The 18,741-nt window shown below is 40.7% G+C and carries 14 protein-coding genes; 8 read left to right on the top strand and 6 right to left on the bottom strand.

Annotation, left to right across the window (positions count from 1 at the left end):
- Positions 1-396: 396 nt before the first annotated feature.
- The 5 genes from DO88_RS15225 to DO88_RS15245 all read right to left on the bottom strand — a co-directional run bounded on the left by DO88_RS15225 (position 397) and on the right by DO88_RS15245 (position 4,228).
- Positions 397-1,056: a DsbA family oxidoreductase gene (locus tag DO88_RS15225; protein ID WP_033038164.1), complete on the bottom strand. Its 660-nt coding sequence runs from the start codon at positions 1,054-1,056 to the stop codon at positions 397-399.
- A 114-nt stretch (positions 1,057-1,170) separates the two neighbouring features.
- Complete coding sequence (locus DO88_RS15230) at positions 1,171-2,391, bottom strand: M24 family metallopeptidase (protein ID WP_033038163.1); 1,221 nt, start codon at positions 2,389-2,391, stop codon at positions 1,171-1,173.
- 101 nt (positions 2,392-2,492) lie between these two features.
- On the bottom strand, positions 2,493-3,101 hold the full coding sequence (locus tag DO88_RS15235; protein ID WP_007375568.1) for a flavin reductase family protein: 609 nt from the start codon (positions 3,099-3,101) through the stop codon (positions 2,493-2,495).
- Positions 3,102-3,110: 9 nt separating this feature from the next.
- Positions 3,111-3,833, bottom strand: a complete 723-nt coding sequence (locus DO88_RS15240) for an SDR family NAD(P)-dependent oxidoreductase (RefSeq protein WP_007375567.1) — start codon at positions 3,831-3,833, stop codon at positions 3,111-3,113.
- The gene (locus DO88_RS15245) at positions 3,830-4,228 is read right to left on the bottom strand and encodes a thiol-disulfide oxidoreductase DCC family protein (protein ID WP_007375566.1); all 399 of its coding nucleotides are present in this window, start codon (positions 4,226-4,228) and stop codon (positions 3,830-3,832) included. Before DO88_RS15245 ends, DO88_RS15240 begins: the two co-directional genes overlap by 4 nt.
- A gap of 120 nt (positions 4,229-4,348) precedes the next feature.
- On the opposite strand from DO88_RS15245, the gene ppc reads away from it, so the two are divergent.
- Entirely contained in the window at positions 4,349-6,994 is a 2,646-nt protein-coding gene (gene ppc / locus DO88_RS15250; protein ID WP_033038162.1) for a phosphoenolpyruvate carboxylase, read from the top strand.
- 137 nt (positions 6,995-7,131) lie between these two features.
- The gene (cdd, locus tag DO88_RS15255) at positions 7,132-8,058 is read left to right on the top strand and encodes a cytidine deaminase (protein ID WP_008134372.1); all 927 of its coding nucleotides are present in this window, start codon (positions 7,132-7,134) and stop codon (positions 8,056-8,058) included.
- Between the two features lie 98 nt (positions 8,059-8,156).
- Here cdd and udp read toward each other — a convergent pair whose 3' ends face one another.
- Positions 8,157-8,912, bottom strand: coding sequence for a uridine phosphorylase (udp, locus tag DO88_RS15260; protein WP_007375563.1), 756 nt, complete (start codon positions 8,910-8,912; stop codon positions 8,157-8,159).
- Positions 8,913-9,376: 464 nt separating this feature from the next.
- On the opposite strand from udp, the gene DO88_RS15265 reads away from it, so the two are divergent.
- The 6 genes from DO88_RS15265 (at position 9,377) to DO88_RS15290 (ending at position 18,732) form a co-directional block, all read left to right on the top strand.
- Positions 9,377-10,486, top strand: a complete 1,110-nt coding sequence (locus DO88_RS15265) for an arginase family protein (RefSeq protein WP_007375562.1) — start codon at positions 9,377-9,379, stop codon at positions 10,484-10,486.
- Positions 10,487-10,574: 88 nt separating this feature from the next.
- Entirely contained in the window at positions 10,575-11,276 is a 702-nt protein-coding gene (locus DO88_RS15270; protein WP_007375561.1) for a substrate-binding periplasmic protein, read from the top strand.
- Between the two features lie 133 nt (positions 11,277-11,409).
- Entirely contained in the window at positions 11,410-12,690 is a 1,281-nt protein-coding gene (locus DO88_RS15275) for a hemolysin family protein (RefSeq protein ID WP_007375560.1), read from the top strand.
- A 310-nt stretch (positions 12,691-13,000) separates the two neighbouring features.
- Positions 13,001-14,170, top strand: a complete 1,170-nt coding sequence (locus DO88_RS15280; protein ID WP_007375558.1) for an efflux RND transporter periplasmic adaptor subunit — start codon at positions 13,001-13,003, stop codon at positions 14,168-14,170.
- 12 nt (positions 14,171-14,182) lie between these two features.
- Entirely contained in the window at positions 14,183-17,317 is a 3,135-nt protein-coding gene (locus DO88_RS15285) for an efflux RND transporter permease subunit (RefSeq protein ID WP_033038161.1), read from the top strand.
- Positions 17,314-18,732 (top strand): efflux transporter outer membrane subunit, encoded by a 1,419-nt coding sequence (locus DO88_RS15290; RefSeq protein WP_033038160.1) that lies wholly within the window; start codon positions 17,314-17,316, stop codon positions 18,730-18,732. The genes DO88_RS15285 and DO88_RS15290 overlap by 4 nt, the downstream gene beginning before the upstream one ends.
- The last annotated feature ends 9 nt before the right edge of the window (positions 18,733-18,741 follow it).

The raw sequence follows: 18,741 nt of genomic DNA, 5'->3' as shown, positions 1-18,741 counted from the left end.
ATGGTCAGTGGTGCACTTGCAAAATGAATTCGGGTATATGATGGGTGGTACCTTCTCTGCCAAGCTAGTTGCCAATATTAGGCGGGTTCAACTTAAATTTTTACGCAGACGAAAATAGCGTTGCCTGAGCGTTCTGCCCATCAGCCGAAATTAGTTGACAACTACAGATACCCATCCTTATTTTTATACTGTAAAGATCATTTATGAGAATCCTAGAGGCTGTGTTAGAGATAAATCACTTATGATGTTACGAATAACCACACGCATTTAGTGCTGTATGTTGACGATAAAATATCTAATAAATTTATAGTAAGGTGATTATTGTTCGCTTACTTATACGTAATAAAAAAGCTGCAATGTGCAGCCTTTTTTAAGTGTTAAGCAACAATTTACTCGTTAAGCGTCTTGCTTGGCTTCTTCTTCACTAATTTGTTTTAGTGCTTGAATGAATGAGTCGCTTGGCTGTCCGCCAGTAAGTGCATACTTATCGTTTATGATAAATGTAGGTACTGACGTAATACCCATTTGTTTAAAGTTGTCTTGCTCTTGGCGTACGTCTTGTACGTATTTGTCTGAATGTAGAATACCGCGCGCAGTTTCTTTATCAAGACCTACTTTTTCAACAACGTCGAGTAGTGCTTCTTCTTGATTTAAGTATTTTAAATCAGTGAAGTGCGCTTCAAAAAAGGCAAGTTTTAATTCGGTTTGCTTACCTTCTTCACGTGCCCACATTAATAAACGATGCAAATCAAAGCTGTTGATCATGATGCGTTTGCCATCAAAATTAAAGGTGAATCCAGCACGCTTTCCTGCTTCGAACATGTTTTTACGATTTTCGTCGCCTTGCTCTTCTGTTAGGTTGTACTTTTGCATTAAATGTTCGTTTAAGTCTTGACCTTCAATTGGCATATCTGGGTTTAGTTCAAAAGGATGCCACGTAATATCTGCGCTCATTTCGTCTTTGAGTTGCTCTAGTGCAGTTTCTAGGTTTTTATAACCCACTACACACCAAGGGCACATTACGTCTGAGACGATATCAATTTTAAAGTTTTTCATATTTATCCTTTTGAGGATTGCTTTGGTATAACAGGGGATATTGGGATGAACTGCACTTTATCAATACCAAACTAAAAAGAGCAGCTAAACAGCTGCTCTTGAAGGTATTCAGTTTTAAGCGTTAAGCCCAAATGGGTCGTCAATGCTATAACTTGGTTGTGTAAACCAATGAGGGCCGTTGTCGGTCATGTAAAAATGATCTTCTAAACGCACGCCAAATTCATCGGGTATAACTAACATTGGTTCGTTACTAAAGCACATGCCAGGGGCAAGTGGGGTTTTATCACCGCCAACTAAATATGGCCATTCATGAATGTCTAGCCCAATGCCGTGCCCCGTTCGATGCGGGCAACCCGGTGTTTGGTACTGCGGGCCTAGCCCTTGCGCTGCTAAATAGTTACGTGCGCCCGCGTCAACGTCTTCGCACGTAGCACCAATTTTAGCTGCATTAAATGCCGCCATTTGCGCTGCTTTTTCATGATCCCAAAACATACGTTGGCGCATTGTTGGTTCGCCAAATACATAGGTACGGGTTATATCTGATAGGTAATCGTGTACTTTACAGCCAGTATCAATTAGTACCATATCGCCTTTTTTAAGTATTTGGGCATCTTTAACACCGTGCGGGAAAGACGTTGCAACACCAAATAAAACAATACAAAAATAGTTACCTGGTGCACCTACTTTTTGGTGTGCTTGCTTAATAAAAGCTTCTACTTCGGTGGTGGTTATTCCCTCATAAAGCATGCTTGCTGTGGCTTGATGTACGGCTAAGGTCATGTCCATCGCGCGTTGCATTAAGCTAAGTTCATGAACTGATTTATGCATACGGCAATGCGCCGTTACAGGTTGTGCATTTATGAGGGTTAAACCCATTTGTGCTTTATTAATGCCGTCGAATATAAAAAATTGTGCGCTTTCATCAATGCCAATAGTTGCGTTTTCATTAATGTTTAACTTTTTTAATACTTCGACAAAAAGTGCATAAGGATTTTCGTGCTCTTGCCACCCATAAATAGGCCCATCTATTACTTTAAACCCGTTTAGTGAACCAATTTCGAAATAAGGCGCAATGTATTGTACTTCACCAAGGGCGGGTAATATCGCGCCAACCATACGTTCGCTCGCGTACCATTTCATGCCTGTAAAGTAGGTAAGGTTGGTGCCAGCGTTTAAATAAATTGCATCTATGTTGTTTGCTAGCATATACGCTTGCGCCTTGGCTATGCGCTCTAAATGTTCGTCAGCTGCGATAGGGGTCAGCGTTTGCGTCATGTTACTTAGGCTTGCCAGCGCTTGCTCGCTTGATTGTGTACCAATACCGGTGGTGGTCATATTTTTCTCCTTGGATTTTTAGCTAGTGTGATTAATACCAAGGTAAAATTCAATGTTATGCGATAAGAGGCTATTAGTTTATAGCCTCTTAAAATGGCATATTATTTTTTAGCGTAAGGTAAACGCGTGAGTTTATTACTTGTGTGGTAGCTATCAAGCCCGGTTACTGCCACCGTTTCAATAGCCTGTAAATCTAAAAAGCCATCACTTTGAAGTGCTACTTCATCTAAATACACATCAGTGATTTCACCTATTACAAGCTCTGTGCCATTGATGGCTAAATGTTGGTTTTCTACAAATTTAACTGAGTACTTTAAGCGGCTTTCTTTAACAAAAGGCGCTGCAAAGTCATTTAAATATTCGGGCGTTAAACCTGTCGCCGCAAATTCCGACTCGCCTTTGTCGTAGCGGGCTGATGTTTGATGAGCTTGCTTATAAATAGCTTTATTAACCTGGTTAATGGTGTAACTACCGGTTTCGATTATGTTTTCGAACGTATGTCGAGGCACGCTATTTGGGCGCATTATCATGCCAACTAGCGGCGGGTGAGCCCCTAAATGAATAACAGAGCTAACAATGGCGAGATTAGTATTGCCTTGTTTGTCTTGCGTGCCAATTAAGTTGGCGCTCTTAAAACCCGAAAGCGAATTAATTAAATGAGTACGAGTGTGTTTTTCAAGTGCGTTTATGCGCTCTTTAGTAAAATGCATTAAAGGTCCTTACCACGGTATGGTTTCGCCTTGCCAATCTAAGTAGGCAGGCTGACCATTGAGTTCTAAATGAGGGTTATTAAAAGTAAGTGTAAAAAGCTGCTTGGCTACAAATTCAGCTGTAAACAGTTTTCCTGCGGGTACATTTTTTTGAAATGGCTTTGAAAGCTCAGTATCAGTAGTCCCTGGATGAAATAAAACGAGCTTAGTATTTTTAGCTCGGCGTGCAAGCTCAATCGCTGCGGTTTTAAATAGCATGTTAAGCGCAGCCTTGGAGGCGCGATACGTATACCAACCGCCTAATTTATTGTCGTTAATGCTGCCCACACGCGCACTAAGTGCTGTAATAGTACACTGCGTTTTATGTGTTAAAAGCGGCAAAATACTCTGCAAGCAAAGTAGGGGAGTTAGGGTGTTTGAATTTAGAAGTTGGCTAAAATACTCAGCGTCTAAATCCTCCAGCTTTTTTTCGGGCATATGGGTTTCGTTGTGCAGTGTACCATTGAATATAATAACTTGTTGTATATCGGCATTTTGCGCTTTTAGGTAATTAGTAACGCGCGCTAAACTTTGTTTTGTGTAGTCAGTATGCAGGTGGACAACACTTGAGTCAGATTCAATACTTTTTGAACTAATACAAACGATCTGATGAGTAGGCGTGTTTATTTGTAGATGTTCTATATATGCATTTGCTATGGCACTGCTTGCGCCGAATAAAACAATAGTTTTCATTTATCACCTTTTGCTTTTAGTCCACATTGGCCGTTACTGCACTGAGTATTTGGCATTAAAAAGCGACTGATGGGGTGCCGATACTTAGCAAATAACAGGTATCCGCAGTCAGCGAAAAAGCGAATTATTGGCAAGCGAAAAATTTTCAACCAGCCGTGTTTACCCACTAATTTCCATGCTTCGTACGTTACATCAAGCCCGTAAATCATTTCACCTGATAGCTTTTGAGCTTGCAGATAAGTCATTGCTTGGTCTTTATCAATATACGAGTAGCGCTCACTAAAGTCGCTCGCGTTAAGATCTTCAAGCGTAATTAGATTTTTAGAATCAGCGTGTTTTAGTTGCTGCATTTCGGTGCTGCAAAGGGGGCAGTTACCATCGTAAAAAATTATCATGTGGGTGCTTTGTGATTATTTTATATATATTTTTTTACGACAAGACATTGCAAATGGATCTATTAAATATCCCTACATGATGATATTAATAGTGCCCTACGAAATAAAGGAGAATGAGAAATGAGTGAACAATACGCCGCCTTGCGAGGTAATGTAAATTTATTAGGGCAACTTCTAGGACAAACAATTAAAGATGCTCAAGGCCAAGCTATTTTAGATAAAGTAGAAGAAATTCGGGCTTTATCTAAATCATCTCGCAGTGGTAATGAAGACGACAGACAAGCGCTAATAGATGTTTTACATGCGCTTAGTGATGAAGAGCTTTTGCCGGTTGCCCGTTCATTTAATCATTTTTTAAACCTTGCTAATGTAGCAGAACAATTTCATACCGTTTCGCGTTTTAATGACGTTGGCCTTGGTCAACAAAACCCTCTCACTCAAACATTAAAAACGTTAGTTACAAAAGCAGAACAAGGCCAGCTAGATAGTAATCATTTGGCCGAAACACTCTCAAAACTCCACATAAACTTAGTATTAACCGCTCACCCAACCGAGGTGACGCGCCGTACTATTATTAATAAACATGTTGAACTAAGTGATTGCTTAGCGTCGCTTGAGCGAAAAGATAACTTACCGCTAGAGCGAGATGCTATTTTAAATCGTATTGAACAGCTTATTAGCCAGGCTTGGCATACCGACGACATTCGTCGCTCTCGCCCAACGCCAGTTGATGAAGCTAAATGGGGTTATGCGGTAATCGAAAACAGTCTATGGCACGCTGTTCCGCGCTTTTTACGTGAATTTTCAGCCAATGTTAAAGAGCAATTAAGTTTAGAGCTACCAAAAGATTACAGCCCGATTGAGTTCACATCTTGGATGGGTGGAGACCGTGATGGAAATCCATTTGTAACATCGCAGGTTACAGCAGAAGTGCTTGACCATGGTCGTTGGATGGCGCTTAACTTATATATTCAAGATTTAAAAACGTTATGCGCTGAACTCTCTATGTCAGATGCCAGTGATGAGCTTATTGAGTTGGCAGGTCAAGACTTTGAACCATACAGAGCGGTGATCAAAAAGCTTAAAAACCAAGTTGCAGAAACAGTAGCTCATCTTGGCGCTAAAATTAAAAATAAGCGTAGCGATTCACAAGATTTAATTACCGATATTAATCAGCTTAAACACCCTGTAGAGGTCTGCTATCGCTCGTTATTAAAGTGTAATATGAAAGTCGTTGCTGATGGCTTATTGCTTGATTTACTGTACCGTATTAATAGCTTTGGCTTGCGTTTAGCTAAACTCGATGTGCGCCAAGATTCGTCTCGCCACAGCGATGTGTTTTCAGAGCTGACGCGTTATTTAGGTTTAGGCGACTACAACCAATGGCAAGAGCAAGACAAACAAGCTTTTTTACTTACTGAGCTTAACTCTCGCAGACCGCTTATTCCAAAACATTGGCAACCAAGCCCTGATGTTCAAGAAGTGCTAGACACCTTTGATGTGATTGCTAAGCAAGACGAACAAACATTTGGCTTGTATATTATTTCGATGGCGCGAACAGCATCAGACATTTTAGCAGTACAATTATTGCTAAAAGAAAGCGGCTGTAGCTTTGATTTACCAGTAGCACCGTTGTTTGAAACACTCGACGATTTAAACGCAGGCAGTGATGTAATTACTACATTACTTGATAATGTTTGGTATCGCGGGCACATTAAAAACACCCAAAATGTAATGATTGGTTACTCTGATTCTGCTAAAGATGCCGGCATGATGGCAGCAGGTTGGGCGCAGTACGAAGCAATGGATAAGCTAGTACAGCTTGCTGATGCTCGTGGTATTGAGCTTGTTTTATTCCACGGACGTGGTGGCACAGTAGGGCGTGGTGGGGCACCTGCTGCACAAGCGCTGCATTCACAACCGCCAGGTTCGTTAAAAGGGGGGTTGCGTGTAACCGAGCAAGGCGAGATGATCCGCTTTAAATTTGGTTTACCCGATGTAGCACTGCAAAGCTTAAATATTTACGCAGGCGCGGTACTACAAAGTAACTTATTACCGCCGCCGGAGCCAAAACCGCAGTGGCGCGAAGTAATGAAGCTAATAAGTGAGGAGTCGTGTGAGCACTACCGTAATGTAGTTCGCCACGATGAAAACTTTGTACCTTACTTTAGAATGGCAACACCTGAGCTTGAGCTGTCTAAGTTACCGCTTGGCTCTCGCCCTGCAAAACGTAACCCTAATGGTGGTGTTGAAAGCCTGCGTGCTATACCGTGGATTTTTGCTTGGAGCCAAAACCGTTTAATGCTTCCGGCATGGTTAGGTGCGTTAACAGGCTTAAAAGCTGCGCTTAATAAGTACGGCGCAGAAACACTCAACGAAATGAGCTTACAGTGGCCGTTCTTTAGATCGCGCCTAGAAATGCTAGAAATGGTATTTAGTAAAGCAGATTGCTGGTTGAGTGAGCATTACGACAATGCGCTGGTGGAAGATATGTACAAACCACTGGGTGTAACACTTCGTAAAGAGCTTCAAGAAGCTATTAGCTTGGTGCAATCACTTAGCCCACAAAAAAGCCTACTAGCCGAACAACCTTGGATTAAGGAGTCGATTAGTTTACGTAACCCGTACACCGATCCACTTAACTTATTACAGGTTGAGCTTTTACGCCGTGCTCGCTCAGAGGAAAAACGAAACGAAGGTGACATTGATAATGCGTTAATGATCACGATGACAGGTATAGCTGCAGGTATGCGTAATACCGGCTAATACTTTATTTTGTTAGGTATACCTATTGGTATTAAAAGGGAGCACGCGATGTGCTCCCTTTTTTTTGCGTTAAATAGGCTGGTATTTAACACCCTAACCTTTTAAACTACGTAGCCATTGAATAATTAAAAAATGTTATGGCTTCAGCAACTTTTACTGTACAGCAAGATACAGCACTTACAAATTCGCACATCACATTAAACGTAGCGCAAACAGCGTCATTACGTAGTCAATTAAAATCACAACGTGGCATATTAAATTCTAGTAATATTAAAGCGTTATGCGCTCAACTCAGTGTGTCTGATGATGCATTATTACAAGGTTTAGTACCTTTAGCTTCTGAATATGCCGTTGCGCCAGTGTCAGATTTTCATGTAGGCGCAATTGTTAAAGCACTTGATGAAAAGGGTGAGGTAAACTTTTACTTTGGTGCAAATGTAGAGTTTGATCATCAAGCATTGAGTTTAGTGGTTCATGCAGAGCAATCGGCTATAAATAACGCATGGTTAAACGGCGCTAAAAAAATAGTTAAAATTGCGATTAGCGATGCGCCTTGTGGGTATTGTCGCCAGTTTATGAACGAACTAGCTGATGCGAAAGAGTTTGATATTTTACTTCCTGATCAGCAATTTAAACTTGCTGAATTACTGCCGCATTCATTTGGACCTACCGATTTAGGTAACGAATTTAGCTTATTTAACCCAAAACCACAGCAAGGTAATTTTAGCTTTGATGGCCTTGATGAAACCCTTGCGCGTTTTGCACTTAATGCGTACGTGCCTTACAGCCAAAACTTTAGCGCCGTAAAAATAAGTACATTTAGTGATGGTGATTTTTACGGAAGTTACGCCGAAAATGCAGCTTACAGTCCAAGTTTATCGCCACTACAAAGTGCACTAAGTCAGTTCTTTTTAGCGGGGCTTAGCTTTAACGAAAGTACAGTAAAATCAATTACACTTTTAGAAACCGCAGGCCATGAAAACCAAGCGGGTGTAGCACGTGCTGTACTTGCAAGTTTTAAAAATCTACCGGCAATAGAAGTAATTAGCGCACCACTTAAATAGTGGCTTGCATACAATAAAGCACAGCCGGAGCTGTGCTTTATTAAAGCGAGTCACTCTATCGAATTAAATAACTCACTCACTAACTGCTATAATCTGTATTAATCAAGTAATACTTTAGCTGCTTCTAATACGACTGCTACAGATTTACGCTCAATTTCACCGTGGTCTACATTTGGTATTTCTTGGCGAGTACGGTTAACAAGTACGCCTGCTACACATGCTGCTTGTAATCCAAGGGCTGCACACATAGTAAATAATGTTGCCGATTCCATTTCGTAGTTCATCACGCCCAATTTTTGCCACTCTTCGCAGCTACCTTGTAGTGATTTAGGAACGTAACCAGAGTGCGTATCGTAACGCTCTTGCCCTGGGTAGAATGTATCGCTTGATGCAGTAATACCAATATGGAAATCGATATTTAAGTTTTTACATGCTTGTACCATAGCTTGTGTTGCATAAAAGTCAGATACAGCAGGGTAGCTAAGTGGTGCAAAATGTTGGCTTGCACCGTCTAAACGTACAGACGCTTGGCTAATTAAAATTTCGCCTTCGTTAATGTGTGGCTGAATTGCACCGGTTGTACCAATACGTAAAAATTTACGCACGCCAAGTTGTGCTAATTCTTCTACTGCAATCGACGTAGATGGACCACCAATACCTGTAGAACATATAACCACAGAGTGGCCGTTTAATTGACCTAAATAAACATGAAACTCGCGAGTTTGAGCAAGGCAGGTTGGGTTGTCTAGGAATTGTGAAATACGTGCTGCACGATCTGGATCGCCCGGTACAATCGCAAGTTTTGCACCTTTAAGATCGTCAATACATAGTCCTAAGTGAAATACCTTTTCCATAGCTAAGCCTTTTATAATAATTTGTTGTCAATCTAGCATCATTGCTAGAAACGTTTATTAAGTACAGGACGATTGTCCGTTTTATCTTAACTCTTCCAATAAAGCCTTAATAATTTTAAGGACTAATTTGATTTATTCACCAACTATGAATATTCACTCAAGTACTTATATACGTAGCCTTGTTGCGCTGTTGACATGTTCAAGCAGACATAATAAGTATCACTCAAGCGCGTAACTACGATTAAATGGATGATTACAAAGTTTCATTAATATCAAATAAATTCAATGGCTTAATCTTGTAGTGAACACGTAAAAACTAACGTGTTTACTTATATTAAGCACTGACTTATTTAGCAAAGTGACATTTATTTGAAGTTTAGGCACTTTTAGTGATTTTGCATAACTAATCAAAAGTAATCAAAACTAATTAGCTACGTACAGAATAAAAACCGAAGGAGTTTATTATGAGCACACAATTTGAAGCATTTAAAAACAAAGTTGAGCACTGTTTGTGCGCACCGGGCGATGGCGTATACACAGTAAATACTGCAAAAGAGCGCAAAGCCGCACTGCGTAATAAACTTTACGGACAAACTGAAAACGTTGATAACTTGTGGCGCGAGTCTTTAAACGAATTACCAAGCTCACCACATAAAGCCGTTATGTTAGGTATTAGTTCAGACTGTGGCGGTGGAATTTTACGCGGTGCAAACTGGGGGCCATTGTTTGTGCGCTCAGCATTAATTGATCAGCATCCGCAATGTCATTCGTTTGATTTAGGCGATGTACGTGTAATCCCACATTTACTTCATGACAAATACCTAAATGATGCAACCATTTCTAATTGCCAAAAAGCTTTATATGGTGATGAAGATAACGATTATTACGTAAGCCCATTATCAATCACTGAAGATGTCTGCGACAGTTTTTACGCAACGTTTAAAGATAAAGGATTATTTGGTATTGGTGGCGATCACTCAATTAGTTACCCACTTACTAAAGCGTACTTAAAAGCAAAACGTGAGCAAGGTAAGCGCACGGCTATTATTCATTTTGACGCGCATACCGATTTACTTGTGGAGCGCTTAGGTATTGATTTATGTTTTGGCTCGTGGTGTACACATATATTAGAGTTTTTACCGGCACCGCATCATTTAATACAATTTGGTATACGCTCAAGTGGCAAGCCTAAAGCGCACTGGGAAAGTACCTTTGGCGTTAAGCAACATTGGGCACATGAAATTATTGAGCGCGGCGCAGCAGCGGTTGCTGCCGACGCTATTGCACAATTAAAAGCCGATAACGTTGATGAAGTATATGTAAGCTTTGATATTGATGCGCTTGATGCCGAGTTTGCATCTGCCACAGGTACGCCAGAACATAATGGTTTAACACCAAAGCATGCGCTTGATATTTTATCAGCCATTGCGGATGAGTTTCCAATTACGGGGGCTGATATGATGGAAATAGCGCCATTCACCGACAGTTCGCTTGTCGGTCAGTCTAGTTCTGAAACAACACTCAGAGAAGGCGCTAAAATATCGGCCTTTTTAATCAACGCAATGAACAAGTAAATTGGTCGTGCTTATACACTACTAAAAACTAGCAGTTCGCAGAGCCTCAGCTATATTTATTAATGTACTTATCATGAGGCTCAGTTAAATGAAGTGGTTTATCTTTTTACTGTGCGTTATCTGTATTAAGGTTAACGCCACTGAAATTACAATAGTAACGGAAGTATTTCCGGACTTTCAGTACATCAATGAAGATAACAAACTCATTGGCCGCTCTGTAGATAAAGTTCATAAAGCGCTAGAAGGGTCAGGTATAAATTACACTATGTTTGCCTATAGTTGGGCCATATCGTACAACGCAACATTACGTGATAAAAACACCTGTATATTTTCGATAGTGCGACTCCCTAATAGAGAGAATAAGTTTACTTGGATAGGCGAGCTAGAAAGCTTTGACTCTGCTATATATGGGCTTAAGTCGAGAGGTATAAAGTTAAATACTCTCAATGATGCCAAAAAGTATAAAATAGCAGTACTGCGTGATAACTTTAGTCATCATTATTTGTTAGAGCGTGGCTTTAGCGAAAGTAAGCATTTATTACTTATAGATAGCCTAGACAAAATAGATAAACTTATTAGTACTCGCGACGATATTCTAGATTTTGTTGTGCTTAGTAAAAAGCAATTTGACTATCGAATTCAAGCTGAGCCAAGGCTTAAATTACTTGAACCTGTTCTCAGTTTAAATACAACACAATCCCCTTTGTACTTTGCTTGCAATATTAATATGGATCCTGCCTTAGTTACGCAATTAAAAGCTGCATTTAAAAATATTAGAACAGTAAAATAAGTGGTTTTATTAATATAACACCATGAAATATAATTACTTTAATATATTTTTTAAATTTAAATTGCTGCGTTTAAAAAACCGACTATAATCAGCTGCTTTTGTTTCAAAAGCACTAACTTTTTTGGAGCGTTAAATGGGTGATTTAATCGGGATTAGCTTATTGATCTTGATCAGTGCGTTGTTTGCTATGTCAGAAATAGCAATTGCGGCGTCGCGTAAAATAAAACTGCGAGTAATGGCAGATGAAGGAAATATAAAAGCTGCAGCGGTATTAAAGCTACAAGAGAATCCAGGGGCTTTTTTTGCCATGATTCAAATTGCACTCAACGCGATTGCGATTTTGGGTGGTATTGTGGGCGAGCAGGCTTTATCGCCTTATGTTGAAAGTGTTTTAGTGCTTTTTTATCAAGGTGCACACTTAGAAAAAATTAGCTTTTTATTCTCATTTTTTACTATTACATCTCTGTTTATCTTGTTCGCCGATTTAATGCCCAAACGCTTAGCGATGATCATGCCAGAAGCAGTCGCTGTGAGAGTGGTGACTATAATGCGTTGGGTGACCTTTGCCTTAACCCCGTTAGTGATGTTTTTTAATGGTGTAACTAACTTTGTACTGCGCTTATTTAAAGTACCCGCAGAGCGGGAAGACAATGTAACAACTGAAGATATTGTTGCGATGATGGATGCAGGTGCTGCATACGGAAGCTTGCAAAAGCAAGAGTATGAATTAATAGGCAATGTGTTTGATTTAGAAGCGCGGTTTTTATCAAGTGTAATGACGCCACGCGACCAAATTGTCTATTTTGATTTAAACGAATCGAGTCATGATATTGCGACTAAAATTATTGATCATCCTCATAATCACTTTTTAGTGGTGTCAGGGAGCTTAGATAAGTTACATGGCTCTGTTGAATCAAAAGATATTTTACGACAAGTATTAAAAGGTGAAGCAGCCAATATAAATGATGAGTTGATTGATAAAGATGTTTTTTATTTACCCGAGACATTAAGCCTATCAGAAGCATTAAATGCCTTTAAAAGTGCAGCCAAACCGTTTGCCGTTGTTGTTAATGAATACGCTTTATCGGTCGGTATCGTTACGGTAAAAGACTTAATGAAAGGCTTTATGGGGGATTTAATAACTCACCAAGGCGATGAATTAATTATAGAACGCGATCAAGACTCTTGGTTAGTTGATGGTTTAACTCCGATTAGCGATTTAGCAAAACTGCTGGACATAGAAGAGTTTCCTGAGCAAATGCACTATGAAACCGTTGCAGGCTTTTTAATTTACAATATGAAGCGAATACCCAAGCGTGCGGAACATTTAACCTTTTCAGGCTTTAAATTCGAAGTGGTTGATGTAGAGGGTATTAGGGTAGAGCAGTTATTAGTTTCAAGAGTTATTACTTAGCACAGTGCTAATATCCTTTAAAATAAGGTGCGCTTTAGTTTTTATATAAATAGCCAAGCTGTGTATTTGCTTGGCTTTTTTGTGTCTGTTAAACACTCCGTTTCTAAAATGAGATATTATTTCAATATGTTCATTTGTTTTATTTTCATACAGTCTTGATTCTATTTTCATCTAATTAACATTAAATGCAACCTAAGACGTATATTGTACTGAGGAGTGTAAGTTTGTGTAAATTTCTTCTAATTAAGATTCATTCTCAGCGCGTTTTAATTTAGAATGATCGTTCACTCTAAACTAAAAGGTATTTAACATGCAGCGTTCCCGCATCGCTTTATTTGTATTGTCCGCCCTCGTAGGTTCTGTTGCTTTAACTGGTTGTGACCAAGCAACTGAGCAGTCACAAGCTTCAGCTCCTCAAGCTGTGCCAGTGGGTGTACTGACATTAAAAAGCCAAGCGCTTACTCTCAAAAAAGAACTTCCTGGGCGTATCAGTGCATTTCAAATTGCTGAAATTCGCCCACAAGTAAGTGGTATTGTGCAATCTCGTTTATTTGTCGAAGGTAAAGAGGTTAAGCAAGGCCAAGCACTGTATCAAATAGACCCAGCTACATTTGAAGCAGACCTTGCAGCAAGTGAAGCGAGCGTTGCACGCGCAGAGGCAAGCATCGCCAGCTCTAAATCAAAAGCATCACGTTACGGCGAACTCTTAAAAATCAAAGCAGTGAGTCAACAAGATTTTGACGAAGCGGATGCTGCGTACAAACAAGCAAATGCTGAATTATTAACGGCTAAAGCCCAGTTAAAATCAGCACAAATTAACCTTGATTACAGCCATGTGTCTTCCCCTATTAGTGGCCAAATTAGTAAATCAAGCGTAACAGTGGGTGCACTAGTAAGTGCAAATCAAAGTACAGCACTTGCTACAGTGACTCAATTAGACCCAATTTATATTGATTTAACACAATCGAGCAATGAGTTGACGCAACTTAAAAAAGCGATTGCATCTGGCCGTTTAGGTATTGATGCAAACAGCCAAACAGATGTTGAATTAATAATGGAAGATGGATCGGCGTATTCTCACAAAGGAACGTTGCAGTTCTCAGAAGTGACTGTTGACCCAAGTACCGGCTCTGTAACTTTGCGCGCTAAGTTCCCTAACCCTGAAAAGCTATTATTACCAGGCATGTATGCACGTGCATCTATTGTTGAAGGCGTTAAAGCGGATGCGATTTTAGTACCGCAACGCGGTGTAAGCCGTAACAACAAAGGCGAGCCAACAGCAATGGTTGTCAGTAAAGACAATAAAGTAGAAAGTCGCGTGTTAAAAGTGGATAGAACCGTTGGTTCAGATTGGCTTGTTACTGATGGCCTAAGTGATGGCGATAAATTAATTGTAGAAGGCTTACAAAAAATTCGCCCGGGTGCGCCAGTGAGTCCTTCTGAAATTCAGTCATCTACAAAAGCTGATAAAGCGCAATAACGGAGAGTTGTAATGTCACGATTTTTTATCGACAGGCCCATTTTTGCATGGGTACTGGCAATAGTAGTGATGCTAGCAGGTATTTTGGCTATACAAAGCTTGCCAATTGCACAGTATCCGTCAATTGCACCGCCAGCAATTAGTATTACGGCAACGTACCCTGGTGCATCTGCACGTACGCTTGAAGATACGGTTACGCAAGTTATAGAGCAAAAAATGAAGGGGCTTGATGGCTTACTTTATATGTCATCAACGTCTGAATCGAGCGGTTCAGCAACGCTTACTCTTTCGTTTAGCGCCGAAACAGACCCTGATATTGCACAAGTTCAAGTGCAAAATAAATTAGCGACAGCAACACCACTTTTACCTGAAGAAGTACAAAGGCAAGGTGTCGTTGTTGCAAAGTCTGCGCGTAACTTTTTGATGGTATTAGGTTTTGTGTCTAAAGATGGCAGTATGACCAACATCGATATTGGTGATTATGTATCATCAAACGTGCAAGATATTGTTTCACGTGTTGAAGGCATAGGTGAAGTGCAATTATTTGGCTCACAATACGCTATGCGAATTTGGTTAGACCCTTCAAAACTGCAAAATTACAAACTAACGCCAGCGGATATTAGCGCCTCAATTAGCGCGCAAAATGCACAAGTATCTGCGGGGCAATTAGGAGGGATGCCATCAGTTGCTGGGCAGCAACTTAATGCAACGGTGACAGCGCAAAGTCGTTTACAAACGGTCGAGCAGTTTGAGAATATTTTAGTAAAAACAAATCCTGATGGCTCTTTTGTCCGCCTTGAGGATGTTGCACGTGTAGAGTTGGGTGGCGAAAGCTACCGTGTTGTAGCACGCTACGATGGACAACCTGCTTCGGGTTTAGGTATTAAATTGGCCAGTGGCGCGAATGCACTTGATGCAGCGGCAGGCGTTAAAGCCGCAATTGAAGAGTTAAAACCTTATTTTCCTGAAGGGTTAGATGTAGTTGTACCCTATGACACCACACCATTTGTATCTTTATCAATTGAAAAAGTAGTTCATACGCTTATTGAAGCGGTTATTTTAGTATTTGTCGTCATGTATTTGTTTTTACAAAACTTCCGAGCAACGCTTATTCCGACCATTGCCGTGCCTGTGGTATTGCTTGGTACGTTTGGTATTTTGTACGCATTTGGTTATTCAATCAATACGTTAACCATGTTCGCGATGGTACTTGCCATAGGCTTACTTGTGGATGATGCGATTGTTGTAGTCGAAAACGTTGAGCGCTTAATGACCGAAGAGAAGCTATCGGCACTTGAAGCTACGCGTAAATCTATGGATGAAATTAAAGGCGCGTTGGTCGGTATTGCCATGGTACTTTCTGCGGTATTTATACCAATGGCGTTCTTTAGCGGCTCTACTGGGATTATTTATCGTCAATTTTCTATAACACTTGTATCTGCGATGGGGTTATCGGTTTTAGTGGCCCTAATTTTAACACCTGCATTGTGTGCAACGCTTTTAAAACCAAGCCATGTACATAACAATAACACGTTATTTGGCCGATTTTTTACAGGCTTTAACCGTGGTTTTGATAAAACAAACTCAGGTGCACAAAGTTTTGTGGGCCGTATGCTTACGCACTCTAAGCGCTATCTGCTTATTTATGGCGTGATTGTGGGCGGCATGGTTTATGTATTCTCAAGCTTACCAACGGCATTTTTGCCTGACGAAGACCAAGGTATTTTGTTTAACCAAGTGTCATTACCGGCAGGCTCTACAACACAAGAAACACTTGAGGTTGTTAAAAAAGTAGAAAACCATTTCTTAAATGATCAATCCGAAGCAGTAAACGGTATTTTTACCGTGACTGGTTTTAGTTTTGCAGGTTCTGGCCAAAACTCAGCGATTGCGTTTGTTAACTTTAAGCATTGGGATGAGCGTCAGCGAGATGATTTATCTGTTAAAGCGGTTGCAGGTAAAGCAATGGGCTACTTTTCAACAATAAAAGAAGCCTTTGTCTTTGCATTTCCACCGCCGGCAATTGTTGAGCTGGGTACGGCCAATGGCTTTACTCTCTTTTTACAAGACCGTGTTGGCCTTGGACATGATGATTTATTAGCGGCAAGAAACCAATTATTAGGTATGGCGAGCCAAAGCCCAATTTTAGCGGGCGTACGTCCAAATGGACAAGAAGACATGCCAGAACTTCAACTTGATGTAGATTTAGCTAAAGCTGAAGCACTTGGTGTTTCACAAGGCGATATAAACAGCACGCTTGCCACTGCTTGGGGGAGTAGTTATGTAAATGACTTTATAGACCGTGGTCGCGTGAAGAAAGTATACCTACAAGGTGATGCGCAATCGCGTATGGTGCCTGAGGATCTAAACAAGTGGTATGTGCGCAATGATAATGGCGACATGGTGCCGTTTTCAGCTTTTGCTAGCTCGTTTTGGACATACGGTTCACCACGCTTAGAGCGTTACAATGGTTTTTCAGCAATGGAAATTCAAGGTAGTGCAGCGCCTGGTTACAGCACGGGACAAGCAATGGATGAAATGGAGCGATTAGTTAAACAGCTGCCTAATGGTATTTCGTCTGAGTGGACCGGTATTTCATTCCAAGAGCGCTCAAGTAGTGGTCAAGCACCCTTATTATATGGCTTATCGCTCTTGTTTGTATTTTTATGTTTAGCCGCGCTTTATGAAAGTTGGTCGGTACCATTTGCGGTAATGATGATTGTACCACTGGGTATATTTGGTGCGATTATGGCGGCACTCGCTGGTGGTTTATCTAACGATATTTACTTGCAGGTAGGCTTGTTGACCACCATTGGTTTGGCATCTAAAAATGCAATACTCATTGTTGAGTTTGCGATTCATAAAATGGAAGAAGGGCTTGGTTTAGTTGATGCTGCTATTGCAGCTGTACGCTTACGTTTGCGCCCAATACTCATGACTTCGATGGCCTTTATTTGTGGTGTTTTACCACTAGCAATAGCCTCAAGTGCGGGCTCTGGTGCGCAGAATGCGTTAGGTATTTCGATTATTGGCGGCACACTCGCATCATCAATATTAGTTGTTGTATTTGTACCGTTATTCTTTGTGTTAGTTCGCCGTATATTTCCTGGTAAAACTAACGAAACAACAAAGGAGAGCGCAGAATGAGCATTAAAACATTCAGCCTAAGTGCAATTGCTTTATTGGTGCTAAGCGGTTGTCAATTAGCGCCAGAGCAAAAAGACCTTGTGCTACCAGTATCTGATGCTTATGCATCAGGTACTGCGCAAAGCGCTGCGCAGCAATTAAATTGGCAGCAGTTTTTTAATGATGAAAAACTACAAACGTTAATTAGCCAAAGCCTTGAGCATAATAAAGACATGCAAATTGCAGTGCTTAATGTGCAGCGTGTGCGTGGTTTGTATCAAATTGAAGACTCTGCTTTGTATCCGTCTCTTGATTTAAACGCATCAGGTACGCGTCAGCGCTTACCTGCTGATTTAGCGGGGACTGGCGATGCTACTATTAGCTCGCAGTACAGTGCAACAGTGGGTATTACCTCCTACGAGTTAGATATTTGGGGCAAAGTGCGTAACCAATCAGCGCAAGCCCTGCAAAATTTATACTCTACAGAGCTTAGCCAATACAGCACGCAAGTGTCGTTAATTTCAGAGTTGGCAAATGCATGGCTCAATTACGCGACGGATTTACAACTGTTAGAGCTTGCAAAAGAAACGCTGACTTCTCAGCAAGAGTCATTATCGCTTACGCAAAAAAGCTTTGATTTAGGTGCAGCTTCTTCAATTACCCTTGAGCAGCTTAGAAGTACAGTTGCTACAGCAAAAGTAGACATAGCAACGTACAAACGTTTGTTAAAGCGTGATAAAAGTGCCTTAGATTTATTAGTTGGTAAATCTGTTTCAGCTGATTTACTGCCTAATAAAGACCTGACTAACTTGATCAGTATGCCAGAAGTACCCGTTGGTTTACCGTCTGACTTGTTATCACAGCGCCCTGATATTAAAGCCGCTGAGCACTTAATGCTTGCTGCTAATGCCAATATTGGTATTGCTCGTGCGGCGTTTTATCCAAGCATAAGCTTAACAGCCAATGCGGGGTCTGCTTCAAGTGACTTAAGTGGCTTGTTTGATTCAGGCTCAGGTACATGGAGTTTTGTGCCGACAATTAGCTTACCTATTTTTAATATGGGACGTAACCAAGCAAATCTTGATGTAGCAAAAGCAGATCAAGAAATTGCAGTGGCAACGTATCAGCAAAAAATTCAAAATGCGTTTCGCGAAGTTGCCGATGCACTTGCTGATAGAGAAGGTTACCAAGAGCAATTAAGTGCCCTTGATATGCTTATAAGTAGCCGACAAATCACGTTTGATTTATCAAAAATGCGTTACGAAAAAGGCGCAGATAGCTACTTGCAAGTACTTGATGCTCAGCGTACGTGGTACGGCGCTGAGCAGCAGTTAATTGCGGGTCAGCAAGCGTATCTTGCGAGTCAAATTAACTTGTACAAAGCGCTTGGTGGCGGATGGAATGTAGCCAGTGAAACAACTCAGGAAGAGAAATAATATTTGCGG

Source organism: Pseudoalteromonas sp. S3431 (assembly GCF_000690035.1).
Taxonomy (GTDB): Bacteria; Pseudomonadota; Gammaproteobacteria; order Enterobacterales; family Alteromonadaceae; genus Pseudoalteromonas; species Pseudoalteromonas fuliginea.
The sequence above is the reverse complement of the archived record's forward strand: the minus strand, read 5'-3'. Positions and strand labels throughout refer to the sequence as shown.

Excerpts from the sequence above, each read along its gene's own strand:
- DO88_RS15225 (WP_033038164.1), bottom strand. The coding sequence starts at position 1,056 with ATGAAAAACTTTAAAATTGATATCGTCTCAGACGTAATGTGCCCTTGG.
- DO88_RS15230 (WP_033038163.1), bottom strand. The coding sequence starts at position 2,391 with ATGACCACCACCGGTATTGGTACACAATCAAGCGAGCAAGCGCTGGCA.
- DO88_RS15235 (WP_007375568.1), bottom strand. The coding sequence starts at position 3,101 with ATGCATTTTACTAAAGAGCGCATAAACGCACTTGAAAAACACACTCGT.
- DO88_RS15240 (WP_007375567.1), bottom strand. The coding sequence starts at position 3,833 with ATGAAAACTATTGTTTTATTCGGCGCAAGCAGTGCCATAGCAAATGCA.
- DO88_RS15245 (WP_007375566.1), bottom strand. The coding sequence starts at position 4,228 with ATGATAATTTTTTACGATGGTAACTGCCCCCTTTGCAGCACCGAAATG.
- ppc (WP_033038162.1), top strand. The coding sequence starts at position 4,349 with ATGAGTGAACAATACGCCGCCTTGCGAGGTAATGTAAATTTATTAGGG.
- cdd (WP_008134372.1), top strand. The coding sequence starts at position 7,132 with ATGGCTTCAGCAACTTTTACTGTACAGCAAGATACAGCACTTACAAAT.
- udp (WP_007375563.1), bottom strand. The coding sequence starts at position 8,912 with ATGGAAAAGGTATTTCACTTAGGACTATGTATTGACGATCTTAAAGGT.
- DO88_RS15265 (WP_007375562.1), top strand. The coding sequence starts at position 9,377 with ATGAGCACACAATTTGAAGCATTTAAAAACAAAGTTGAGCACTGTTTG.
- DO88_RS15270 (WP_007375561.1), top strand. The coding sequence starts at position 10,575 with ATGAAGTGGTTTATCTTTTTACTGTGCGTTATCTGTATTAAGGTTAAC.
- DO88_RS15275 (WP_007375560.1), top strand. The coding sequence starts at position 11,410 with ATGGGTGATTTAATCGGGATTAGCTTATTGATCTTGATCAGTGCGTTG.
- DO88_RS15280 (WP_007375558.1), top strand. The coding sequence starts at position 13,001 with ATGCAGCGTTCCCGCATCGCTTTATTTGTATTGTCCGCCCTCGTAGGT.
- DO88_RS15285 (WP_033038161.1), top strand. The coding sequence starts at position 14,183 with ATGTCACGATTTTTTATCGACAGGCCCATTTTTGCATGGGTACTGGCA.
- DO88_RS15290 (WP_033038160.1), top strand. The coding sequence starts at position 17,314 with ATGAGCATTAAAACATTCAGCCTAAGTGCAATTGCTTTATTGGTGCTA.